Here is a 12,477-nt window from a genome sequence, read left to right as displayed (position 1 = left end):
CCTGTCCTCCAGGGTATTACCTGGGAGGACAGGATTCTACTGAGTGCCTGTCAATTGAATGTCCACCCGGATATTATCTAGGTGGAGAGGATTCCACAGAGTGTTTAGAAGTTATATGTCCACCTGGATATTATTTGGCAGGCCCTGATTCCATTGAATGCCTAGAGATTCAATTAGACTCTACCGTGATCGTTAACGTGGAAAAAGTAACAACTGGTTTCAGGATTGCCTGGGAGCAATATCAAGGAAGTGACTTTCTAGGCTATCAGCTACTAAATGACACCCTTGAAGTAATCTATGAGACAGGAAACATAACGGATACAGAATTTCTTGCAGCTGAACTCATGGAAAGAGAGATTCAGACATTCACGCTCAAAATCCTGATTAATTCTGGCGCAATTTTGAGCATGCCCGCTACTGGGCTTCCAAATCATAGAGTTATTTACTATTATAATGGAGAATGGTTGATCTCAAACCTTGATGGAAGCGAGACACACACAGCATTCCCTATAACCTATTGGACTAAAATTCAAGAAGTAGAACCTTTAAATGCTTTAGTATATAACTCAGACAATGAGGTGTGGAAATATGATCTGACAACATGTGAATCTACTCTTCTCTCGTTTTGCTTCCCCATAAACTCACAAATACTCATCAAGCCTGAAGCGGTCTATTTTTATTCTGGATATGATGAGGAGGTCTCCACTATATCCAGATATGATTATGTGACCGGCCAATGTGAGGAACTCCTGACCCTCCAGAACCCGATTAGAAGTTTAGATGTTGGTGATAATGGCAACTTGTTTGTATTAAATCTGGGTGCGTGGCGCAGTCGACAAATATCTCTGTGGCAACGAGGTAACCTTTTGTTGAGACAAATTACAACTGATGAATATGGAAAGATGGAAGAAGTCTTTTTAGTAGATAACAACCGTAAAGTTTTTTTTGATGATGGCAGTGGTCCTGGAATGGGTGCTGATTACGCTATTATGGATACAACAGGGGCAGAAAGACAGTTTCTATTCAGTGGGGGCGATGATGGATGGCCAATGCGTTTGTCACCAGATCGATCAAAGGTTATAATCTATTCTACCACATACGGGGGACATAGAACTTATGATTTCTCAACGATGACTATGACACAAGGATTCGATTTTTTCGTGTTTCGCTGGTCAATGGATAATCAGCATGTTTACCACACGAATTGGGATGAAGGTGAATTAAGAAGAAAACTTTTCAATAATGGTTCTCGTGGAGAAATAATTACTACGCATGGTCCAAATCCAGCTTTTGCGATTTCACCCGGGGAGACCTATCTAATAATAAAGAGCGAAAATACTGACAACTCGAGACTGGTTCAGATAGGGCTAGACAGAGAAATAGAATTGGACTGGCTGAATAAGCAGATCACACCAAAGCTGATATTAAAAGAATGGTAAGGGGTGGCAATCTTGCTGGAACCTGTCAAACAAGCTTTTGTTGCTAGCTTTCGAAGTGAGGAAGAATCAATCGAGCCTATATCGGGGGAGCAATATAGCCATCAAGAGTCGTGCTTTTCAGTTGAATAGAATATAGCCTTCGGTGGACTAATAAGTCATACCAGGGTCATAAAACCAGGCCCGTTCCACAGGTGCCATACAATCGCAGGTCTGGAGAAGCTGAGGACAAATATCATGATTTTGAGAAGAACCCGTCTGAGAATAGTAATTTGTGTTTTTCTTCTGACCCCTATACTGGCCTCACCTTTTGAACTGAATAATATTGTAATTCAAGGTGCAATAAACGGTGAGTGCCGAGCCGTTACAGGCGACGGAAATATCATTCTAATGGGGGCAGGCATTAATTTGAATTGTTTCTTATTCGCTGAGGACAGTCTTATAAAGTATAGTCAACTCAGCCTGCCATACCGGAGCTAAGCAATGACAGGCCAGACTACGCTCTTTAGGCGTCATCATAGCAAACTAGTCTACATCCTCCTGGAGCTACGACAAGCAGGCTCAAGATTTCCCATTGCAGTTCCAGTACGTAGAACGGTCCAAAACATTCGGTGTGATTAACATGAATGCCAGACTATTAATCCTTGGCGTTATTCTAGCCATCTTTGTTGTATTATTCAATCTGTTGGCTCCGATAACTGAAAATGAAGTAACCTTCCAAGAAGGGATCTTTGATCAGGCTATTGTAAGCAAAATTGAGGCAAATAGTCGAATATACCCTGACAAAACCGAAATCTCATTGGCCGTCATCCTTGGGGATAGTGTCCAATATCTAGGTATACACAAGGAAGGTCATTCTTTGGTATCAATCAAAAATGAGGATAAGCTTTTTGAGATCGGATCAACAAGTAAAGTCTTTCTTGCAACGCTTCTGACAATATGTCTGGAGCAAGGCTATTTGGAGCTGGACGATCCTATCCAAGAACATTTGCCCATTGAACTCAGTGAGTATGAGCTCGCCGGACAAGCAGTTCTGATTCAACACTTAGCTAATCATACATCGGGCATTCATGCATTACCAGAAGGATTGATAAAGGATTATGAGTATGAAATTTCAGATGAAGATGAAATAGCTATTGTAAGTAAATACTTGAGTCAAAATTGCACCTATGATTTCAAACCTGGCTCAAGCTATGCATACTCCAATTTGGGCATGTCACTTCTCTGCATGATCGTTTGTGATAAACTTGGGGGTGACTTTGAATCATTGGTCGACTACCATATTGGCAGGCAAATAGGTCTGGAAAACACTGTCGTTAATTTATCACCTGCTCAAAGGCAGCAAATGGTTGTAGGTTATAATGAAATGGGAGCGGTTGCTCCATTGATTATTAGTGACTTGTATGTGTGCTCAGGGAGTTTGAAATCATCCACCAGGGATATGGTGAAATTTGTTAAAGCAAATATGGATGATCTAGCACCTTTTGTTTGGTCCCATGATAAAACATATGAGATTGACGAAGATTATGACGTTGCTCTAGGTTGGCACTATTCAAAAATGCATGCTGAGAGAGTCTATTATCATCACGGTGGTACCATGGGGTATTCAAGTGGAATTGCTTTCGAGAAAGATAATAAGGTTGGAATTGTTGTCCTGACAAATATTTCTGCTCTGTTGAATGATAGGCCAGATATCACAAAGCTGATGTATGATCTATTTGGTCAAATAGAGCAAAAAATAGCGCAGGCGAACACATAACAAGCATCAGACTTTGCCTCCTGGCTTCGATTTACTCAATCTTGGCCACGACAGACCATGCACAAGCCCATCCTTTGATTAATCGCTCCAGAGGGCAGGCCAGTTCACCGCTATCATGGCGGAATGCAAATCAGCTTGATACATGAAGGGGAATCACGTGAACAAAAAGCGAATACTTCAATTAATTATACCCTTATTAATCTTTGTTTCCTGTGTCTATCAGAGACCAGATATGCGAACTGACGTGTCGGTGGAACGACCAACATTCAACGCTAAGAACTCTCCTGTGGTATTATTTGATGCGGGTCATGGGAATTTTCACCATATTCATTCCACCTATAAACCATTCGCGACTTTGCTCAATAATGATGGTATCGTTCTCAGCATCCATGAAGACCGCTTTACCCAAAAAGCATTACAGCATGTTGATTTACTCATCATCGCCAATGCCACAGGTGAGGAACAAAAAGATGGTGGGATGACCAGTGCCTTTTCGGAGAGCGAAATAGAGGTCCTCATCGAATGGATTAGCCAGGGAGGGTCCCTGTTCCTCATCGCTGACCATGACCCCTTTGGCAGTGCTGCTGCTGATCTGGCCCGAGCATTGGGGGTTGGCATGCAAAGCGTCTGGACCGTGGACACATCCAGACAGAACCCGGAGATTGGCAGGGCTACCTGGCTGGAGTATAGCAGGGAAAATGGAGGGCTGGGCATTCACCCCATCCTCCAGGTTGACAATCCAGAACCTGCAATTCAGCGCGTCATTACCTTTACCGGGCAGTCCCTGAGTTTTGACTCTACCTGGACCTCAATCCTGCAACTATCAGATTCAGCCCGAAATTATTATGCAAAGGCTAGCGCCTCAATCGTATCAGCAGAACCATCAACTTATTTCCCTGTGCCTGGACAATCTCAACTTATCGCCTGCAAATACGGTTCAGGCAGGATTGTCATTGCTGGAGAGGCAGCCATGTTCACAGCGCAAGAGGTGAGAATATTTTTTAAAACCATACGGGCTGGATTTAATTATGGCAACTATGATAACAAACAGCTCGTGCTAAATATCATCCACTGGTTGATTTCTGATACGGATTGAGTCAAAACCATATTTCGAACGCCTTTAATCTTAGGGGATAAAAAAATGCATTCACAGTTATATCGTATTGGCGCTATTTGTTCCATCATGCAATTAACCCTCATTGCGACTTACATGATTGTCACGTTTACCATAGGACCAAGGGTGACCAGCTCTGAAGAATTTTTTCTCGCTCAACAAGCCAACTTCTGGACCAGCCTGCTGCGGCTTGATCTGATGATGATGCTTCTGGTGGGATTTTATCTTGGAAATTTTCCGGCGCTTCTGGTGAACTTGTGGAAGCACAACCCCGTGTTAAGTTTTTTTGGGGCTGGATTTACCCTCATCGCTGTGGTTGTAAGTTTTGCCGGTGAGTCAACCTTTGCTCTGGTCCATCTTGGTGAAAAATATATACAGGCCAGCTCTGGGAGTGAGCGATCACAGCTTCTGGCAGCAGGAGAGTCGATTCTAGCCAGCGGTTGGTGGAACAGCACTGGATCCTATGTCTCAGGTGCTTTACTACAAACCGGGGGGATCATGATATCTGTGGTTATGCTTAGTTCCAGGGACTTCCATAAAACCACTGCCATCGCTGGTATTGTGGGGAATAGTTTTGATTTGACTCAACATATGCTTTCACCCTTCCTGCCAGGGATCACAGAGTATTTATCCTTTGGTATGGTAGCCTACCTGATATGGTATCCCCTGATGAGCTTTGATCTATTCAGGCTGGCAAAAAAGTCTGCTCCAGAAGTAAGGTGAAACCTTCCGCCACTTGGCGGTTTTAAGATACCTCAGACCATGTTTAAAAAAAAGATCACCTATATTGTTACCATCATCTCAATGGGATTGCTGTTCTATCTGTTCTGGGGCCCCCTCTTCGCCTGGAGTCCCATAAAACCTGGTTTTCAAAAAATCCCATCCTCCAAAGCAAATATCTATATCCAGAATATGACTTCGTCGGATTCTATTGTCTTCCACATCGATACAATCCTGGATAAGGAAGAGACGTTTCACAAGCTTAGCTACCAGAAGAAGTGTACCATCATCATTGTAGATCCAACCACCAGCATGAAACGGTTTGCTCCCTGGTTGAGGGGCTCGGGTTATTCCGTTTCCTTAAGCATGCTTAACCTGATTTATATTGGACCCACAGCAAGACGATCTTCCTTTGGCATTAAGACCTACTTGAAGCATGAGTTGTCTCATATGCTCATGGATCAGAACACCAGTTTCAGGAAGGCTTTAAAGATGCATGAACAGGGTTGGTTACTGGAAGGGATTGCCCAATATTTCAGTGGCCATCATTTTTACTCCCCCTGGGAATTCGTCGAGATATGCAAATCAAGGCAGATCAGTTTTGGCAGTTTAAGAGAGCAAAATCCTCTTGAAATGTCCTTCCCCAACCTCAAGTTGAATTACACCTACTACCAGCTTTTCATAGACTATTTGGTAAATCAGTACGGTCTGGCAGCTCTGCAAGACTACATCAAACTCTATATCGAAGCACCAGAAAGCTACCGAGAGATGTTTGGAACTGTATATGGTTCAGAGCTGGATACCATTTTAGATGCATTCAAATCAAGTCTGAACCTCTGAAGTGATTAATTGTTCTCGTTTGAAAGAATCTGTCTAGTTTCACACACATAACAATCTCAATAATTATCCTTAGGAGTATATATGAAAGTCTGTGTCGTGGGGGCATCAGGAAAACTGGGAAGATATATGGTTCAGCATTGTCTGGATCTGGGTTACGAAGTGGTTGGCGTGTGCCGGGAAAAAAGTGTGGGCAAGCTGGATGACTATAGAGATAAGATGACCATTCTCCCTGGAGCTACCAATGATAGAGAACTCATTAAACAGGCGGTTAACGGTTGTGATGGCGTCCTCACTGTCCTGGTGCCCTGGGGGGTTCAACAATATGCTTCCGGAACCGCCCAGGCTGTTCTTGATTTTGCCCAACCCAATGCTCGCCTCATCTTCTCCTGCGGATGGCACATTACCCGTGATAATCAAGATATCTATTCGCGTCTGCTCAAGATTCAGGTTGTCATTGGTCGTTGGATTGGAAAGATAACCAGAATGCTGGAGTTGGATGACCAGGTCGAAGCCTGCGACCGCATCTTCAAAAGCGACACAAAGTGGACCGTGGTACGAGGCAGTGATCTGGAAGAAGGTGAAAGCCAGGGCTTTCCCGTCTGGAGCCATCATATTGGTGATCCCATCCTGGAGAGCAACATGACCCGGCGCATCGATTTCGCCTTATTCATGGTGGATGCCCTGGTTAAGGACGATTTGATTCAGGAAGCGCCTGCAATAGTGGGTTGCCAGACACCTTCAGCACTTGCCCACAGCTCTTAATTAGAGTCTGTCTTTAAACGCTTCTTTCACAACGAAACAAACGAAATCCACGAAAATATTTAATGCTATCTCGTAATCGTCGTCAAACTTGTCTATCGAAACCCATAGGGTGTAGATAGATTCGTTGTAAAAACTGTAGTAGCATCTGTTTAGCACTGACTTTATGGACAGGCACTAATTAGCGCTACTTCTCGTAGCGGATCAGCACGCTCATTCCCAGACCAAAGGGCGCTGAATGCCAGGGGGCCTGGCTGGTTTTGCGATAAAATATTTTCCCATTGAGGATGCCTGTTGAGAATTGCAGGTCACCCTCACCCAACTCTTTTACATACTCCAACGTGATTGCGAAATCGTCGTGAACCACAATGTGGTGTGATGTTAGATCGATAGTGATGTCTGCGAGTTGTTCAAAATCGGTGAGTGTAATGTAAATGGGTTTTGTGAGAATGTTCTTGCCTGGTTGTTTATCTTCCATTTCATAGACGTTCAGTCGATAAAAGACAGTGTCATAGGTGGTGGTAACGCCATGCAGGGTCAGGGTCTTTAACAGGGTTGGTCGCTTTCTTATTTTGACTCGAATACCTAGCTCATAACCCAAGCTGTCTTCTGCGAAGCCGCCTCGCATCATGGCAGGAGGGTGGGGATTTCCCACAACCTTCTCTTTGAATTCTCGGGGAAACACCAGGACTGCCTGCATTTCCAGTGTTATGGGAGTCAGTTTGACTTCCCCCAGGTTGCCACCCAACCCGCTCAGCTTTTCAACAGTAGCATCATGGTTTTCATAGCCAATAAAGGAGAAGCGGATTGTTGATTCTGGCATCAGATCCGTGAGATCTAAATGGAAATAGCCCTGTTCGTTGGAGACCGTCCCCCGCTCCCCACCCAGAACGCCGATATTCACATAAGGCAAGGCCACCCCGGTCTCACTGTCAACCATACGACCAGATATAGTCTCACTCCAGCCTGAAAGGGGTATTAAGACGAGCAGAAAGATGATTCGTATGATTATCATGATGATTATTTGTACGATGGACTGTCTATTTTGTTCTGAGGTGTCGTCGCTGAAAGCCCCATAAACCAATGACAAAATAGATGACTGTCATAAGCGTTAGTGCCAATAGCTCGCCACTGACATCACTTAGTCCAACACCCATGATACTGATTTTTTGGAGGGCTGAAATTGCTGGTGCAGCTGACATGAGGGTTTGCCAACTGATGCCATAGTCACCCAGATAAAACCAGGCTTTGGTGGATATTGGAAAGGCTGCCCCGGAGAAAAACATAAACAGAAAGAGTGGAAAGTTACCCACCACCAAAACGTCCGTTACCGAACGGGTAGCAGCGGCCAGAATCAAACTAAAGGCAATCATACTGATACTGGTGAGGACGGTGATCAACAAAAAGGATGTGAAGGCGCCTCGCATTTCAAAGCCCAGGGAGGTGGCTGCACCCAGGGTGAGAAAAATAGCAATGATCCCCACCAGCACCTGACTGGCTCCCACTCCAAGTAGAAACTGCCAGGCCTTCATTCCAGACAACTTCAATCTGAGAATGGTACCTTGATCGACTTCCACAATAATAGCGATGGTTGCCGAAAACATGAGCATGATGATGGAGAGGATGAGCATGCCGGGCATCCAGAGCTCGAACTCATCAATCTGATCTGATAGCCCCAGAGCTGTTTCCTTCACGGCAAAAAGCCGGCCCTTTCCAGTCTGGTGAGCCATAAAATCATTGAGCATCTCACCCACCCAGACCGCTGAGATTAAGTAACCCGTACTGGTTAGATTGCCCACAATTTCAATTTCTGGAGTGGTTGGTGGTTCTATGAGTATGGACTGGCTGAAATAAGGAGGAATCACCACGAGGACATCAGCCTTATGAGATTCAATTTTCTTAATAGCGCCATCCCGAGAGTCTGCGGAGTGGATACTCAAGGGCATGTTTTCCACACTGCCAATATATTCCTGGAGTTCTGGCAGCAAGCTTTCCCCCAGATTGATCACCTCACCCTGGATCTGGACGCCTTGATCCGAATTTAGGATGAGCGCTCGGTAGTGGGGTTGACTGGCTTCGTTGATCAAAAAATATACAAAGACAAAAAAGGGCGCCATGGACACCGTCAGGATGAGTATCCAGAAATTGCGGAGCTGTTCTTTTACGCTTTTTGTGAAGATGGCCCAGATCATGAATTATCTCGTTTTTTCAGGTCGCTGGAAATTGAGTTTACCTGCCAGGCCGGAGCGTTATCCTGAGGTGTCACACTGAGCTTGTCGAAGTGTTCTCTTGGGACCCGAAGGCTTGTTAAAATATGCTTTGGTTTCATCCCTCGAAGGAGTTTATACCGAACGAAGCAGAAGTCCTCAGGATGACCCAAACCCAGGAGTCGGTTCCTTTTGTGTCTATCCTTCGACGAGCTCAGGATGACACAACCAGGCAAGAAGACGGAGATTGTCCGCCTGCGTTGCAACTTCGGCGGACAGGCCGCGCTCATTTCACTCCCTCGCATTAATATTGAAACTTTGCCTGACCTGTCTTCGCGAAGGAGCCTGGCGACTGAAGCGATCTCGGGATGGCCTTTGGCTTCAAGCTCAGCCGCCGGGAAAAGAGGGTGTCTGAAATAGTTTGACCAGCTCATTCTCTCAAAGCCCTTCCTGTGAGGTGAATAAAGACATCTTCAAGAGTGGTTTTGCGGAGTTGGATATCTCCAATTCCCAGGCCGTGTTTTTTTGCCAGATCAGTCAAATCAGATAGCTTTTCAAGATGTTGAAAAGGTCTGATAATCAACTGATGCTGCATAACCGAGATGGTTTCGGCTGGTTGACCCAAAACAGTACTCACATCTGTAAGGAACTGTGTGGCTTGAGAAGCTTTTTCCGCCAGGAGGTATTCCAGATCTGACTCAAAGCGACATTCCAGACAATCTCCGGTTCCCAATATTTCCTTCAGCGAGTCGACGCTGCCCACCTCCAGAAGTTTCCCATGATCAATAATGGCTACGCGGTCGGAGAGGCGTTCTGCTTCATCCATATTGTGGGTGGTGATAATAACGGTTTTCTGTTTGGCCAGGGAGCGAATGAGATCTCGCACCAGGATGCGACTCTGGGGATCCAGACCGGCTTCGGGTTCATCCAATATGAGAACAGGCGGGTTGTGTATGAGGGCCAGTGCAATATTCAAGCGACGCTGCATACCCCCAGAAAGTTTGGAGGCATAAACATCAGCTTTTCTCGACAGGCTCAGCATCTTAAGTAACTCAACGGCTCGATCATGGGCTGCTTCAGCTGACATACCATGCATTTTACCAAGAAAAATCAATTGCTCCAGACAGGTGAGCCGTGGCCAATACAGATTTTCCTGGGGGCAAAATCCCACCAGCTCTGATAGATCAGCTGAGGATTCCCATTTGATCTCTCCCCCATCTGATTCCAGTAAAGCACAGAGCATGCGGATGGTGGTCGTTTTTCCAGCACCGTTGGGACCCAGGAGTCCCAGAATCTCACCCTGATTAATGGTAAGAGACAAGTCATCTACGGCAACCAGATCACCAAAAGTTTTTCTGAGATGTGAAATAGATATCATGGCTTTCCCCGTGCCTGGAATATACCCGCTTTAACTACTTCAAATGCACCATTTTTATGGTCTGTGCCAATCCGAATCCAGTGACTCGACAAAAATATAGCCCTGATGGAACTGGTGATCCTGCTTCATTGGCAGTATGCCATTGAAGGATATAGTTTCCAGCTTCCTGGATACCGTTTTGAAGTTCTACAACCTGAATTCCATTTACATCATAAATGGCGACTGAAATCTCCGCTCGCTCAGGCAATACGTATTGAATTTGCGTGCTGGGATTAAACGGATTGGGGTAGTTCTGGCTTAGCTGGAAATTTCCAGGAGTAGTTGATTGTTTTTCATCTTCAATAGCAACGGGAACGATTTGATCTATCATGATATACCGTCTTGCACCCGCTATGGTTACCACATCCCGTTGCACCAGGCCACCATCCTCAGCAAGCCAGTCGTAATACTCATAGTCCGCACCAATATTGCGATGAAAGCAAAAACAGTTTTCATACACACCTAATCCTGTTTCGATGGTATCGCCCATACTGACGAATGTGATTTGAGAGCTATATTCGCCCACATTAAACTCCCAGGTTGTGTTTAAAGGGACAGAAATATCATACAAGACGGCATCATCGTTACCATCCCATACTTTGACCTGATTTCCATCGACACGGAACTGGTTTATGCTCTCACCAGGGTAATAGGTATCAAAAACATGGTATAGATTTCCATTAATATTTGTTGAATGTACAATCATGAACGTGGTAGTATCTATCTCGCTGGCTAAAACCATTCCCGAATTGACTAATAGTGGAAAATAATTCAGTGTATCCCGTGGCGTTTCACCTGGAATACCCAGGCTGCCATCATCCAGCAGACAGTGGGCTTTGATGCCTCCAGCTTCGGACCAGGTCAAAAAGGTACAGCCCGGTCCTCTGGTCATGCTTAAATCGGATTTTTCCGCGGCTGAATTTGTTACTGGAACTCTCTCGGCATTCCATACAAAAGAGCCGTCAGTTTCCAGTCTGCTGGCGAAAATATCCATGGTCCCAAAGCTGTATTGTCTGATATAGCTGAGTAATAAATCATTCTCTACTTGATCTGTATTGATATCCAGAAATGATGAAAGACCCATGGGTTCCACAACCAGGCCGCCATCACCCCACATTCGAGTGCCTGTTGTATCTATCCGTTGTACTAAGATTCCCCGATTGATCTGGGCGGCATCAGATTCACCCCAGACTGTATATACTCCTGAGCTATCGTTTGCCAGAGCAAGCCGGGGACTCACCCTGAAGTTGCTTGCTGATGTGGATGCTTCTGTAGCACTTGTCCATTCAAGCGTTCCCGTATCGCTGACAGATTGAATCTTGCCGGTTTGATTTTGGCCTGTCATTTCGGTCCAGGATGAGAAGGCTCCTCCGTTTAAATCGGGTTGAATATCCTGGAGCCAGTTACCCAGGGGGAAACCAACCGGGTCGGCAAGGGGTAGCCAGAAACTCCATTGAGCAGTGCCATCCAGTGCGTATTTCTGCATGATGACCTGACTGCTCAGAGCTGGAAATGAACCGGTTTGCTTCACAGCCTGGACCAGGATATGACCATCTGAACTCTGTACTGGCTGAGGACTCATTAGCGAGGCATTGAAAGTAGAGGCATTAATCCCGCTGGTTCCCCACAACACCTGACCATCGGAGCTAATCCTTTGCAGACGCAGGGAGGAGTAATCATCTGACCAGGTCACGATCACACTGTTATCCGAAGTTTCTACAACCAAACGGGGTGATATGTTGTCTCTTCCATTTACCGAGAGGGCCAAACCGTTTTCATTCCACACGGCGTTTCCATCAGGATCAATCTTATAGGCATAAACTTCCCAGTTTCCAGTGCGGGTGTCCACGGTTGAAATAATGGCATTGTCTTCCCCGTCCACAGCCAGATTCATATGATATACTGCGATCCAGCTACTATTGGGGGCATCGCTTACCAGGATGCCGCCAGGATTCCACTGGGGATCGCCATTGATATCCAGTCGTTGAAGATAAATATGGAAATTTCCGCTGGTCAACCAGGCTACATAGGATCCACCATCTGATGTGCTGACGATTTGAGGTTGAATACCGGAGCCAAGATTGACGGGGTTACCTGGATCATTGGACCATTCCCCTCTTATACTGAGAGCGGTTATTGCTATGAGGAGCCAGTGTTTCATCGTGGAGTCCCTTCGCCAAAAAGTTTTGCAAAAATTGTGTCTGGGAATATAGGTATTGAACAGC

The 12,477-nt window shown here is 45.4% G+C and carries 10 protein-coding genes; 6 read left to right on the top strand and 4 right to left on the bottom strand.

The window, feature by feature from the left end:
- From ISR87_08460 to ISR87_08435, 6 genes are all read left to right on the top strand, one after another.
- Positions 1-1,439 (top strand): hypothetical protein (locus ISR87_08460; GenBank protein ID MBL7025476.1); only part of this gene is annotated, 1,439 nt, incomplete at its 5' end.
- A 619-nt stretch (positions 1,440-2,058) separates the two neighbouring features.
- The gene (locus ISR87_08455) at positions 2,059-3,195 is read left to right on the top strand and encodes a beta-lactamase family protein (GenBank protein ID MBL7025475.1); all 1,137 of its coding nucleotides are present in this window, start codon (positions 2,059-2,061) and stop codon (positions 3,193-3,195) included.
- 157 nt (positions 3,196-3,352) lie between these two features.
- Positions 3,353-4,291: a hypothetical protein gene (locus ISR87_08450; GenBank protein ID MBL7025474.1), complete on the top strand. Its 939-nt coding sequence runs from the start codon at positions 3,353-3,355 to the stop codon at positions 4,289-4,291.
- 45 nt (positions 4,292-4,336) lie between these two features.
- Positions 4,337-5,032, top strand: a complete 696-nt coding sequence (locus ISR87_08445) for a hypothetical protein (GenBank protein MBL7025473.1) — start codon at positions 4,337-4,339, stop codon at positions 5,030-5,032.
- A 39-nt stretch (positions 5,033-5,071) separates the two neighbouring features.
- A complete protein-coding gene (locus tag ISR87_08440) occupies positions 5,072-5,869 on the top strand; it encodes a hypothetical protein (protein ID MBL7025472.1) in 798 nt (265 codons plus the stop codon).
- 81 nt (positions 5,870-5,950) lie between these two features.
- Entirely contained in the window at positions 5,951-6,631 is a 681-nt protein-coding gene (locus ISR87_08435; protein ID MBL7025471.1) for an NAD(P)H-binding protein, read from the top strand.
- A gap of 184 nt (positions 6,632-6,815) precedes the next feature.
- Here ISR87_08435 and ISR87_08430 read toward each other — a convergent pair whose 3' ends face one another.
- The 4 genes from ISR87_08430 to ISR87_08415 all read right to left on the bottom strand — a co-directional run bounded on the left by ISR87_08430 (position 6,816) and on the right by ISR87_08415 (position 12,413).
- The gene (locus ISR87_08430) at positions 6,816-7,643 is read right to left on the bottom strand and encodes a carboxypeptidase-like regulatory domain-containing protein (protein MBL7025470.1); all 828 of its coding nucleotides are present in this window, start codon (positions 7,641-7,643) and stop codon (positions 6,816-6,818) included.
- A 25-nt stretch (positions 7,644-7,668) separates the two neighbouring features.
- A complete protein-coding gene (locus ISR87_08425) occupies positions 7,669-8,820 on the bottom strand; it encodes an ABC transporter permease (GenBank protein ID MBL7025469.1) in 1,152 nt (383 codons plus the stop codon).
- Positions 8,821-9,265: 445 nt separating this feature from the next.
- On the bottom strand, positions 9,266-10,213 hold the full coding sequence (locus ISR87_08420) for an ABC transporter ATP-binding protein (protein MBL7025468.1): 948 nt from the start codon (positions 10,211-10,213) through the stop codon (positions 9,266-9,268).
- A 34-nt stretch (positions 10,214-10,247) separates the two neighbouring features.
- Positions 10,248-12,413: a T9SS type A sorting domain-containing protein gene (locus tag ISR87_08415; GenBank protein ID MBL7025467.1), complete on the bottom strand. Its 2,166-nt coding sequence runs from the start codon at positions 12,411-12,413 to the stop codon at positions 10,248-10,250.
- Positions 12,414-12,477 lie beyond the last annotated feature (64 nt).

The sequence above is a fragment of the Candidatus Neomarinimicrobiota bacterium genome (assembly GCA_016784545.1).
Taxonomy (GTDB): domain Bacteria; phylum Fidelibacterota; class UBA8477; order UBA8477; family JABMPR01; genus JABMPR01.
The sequence above is the reverse complement of the archived record's forward strand: the minus strand, read 5'-3'. Positions and strand labels throughout refer to the sequence as shown.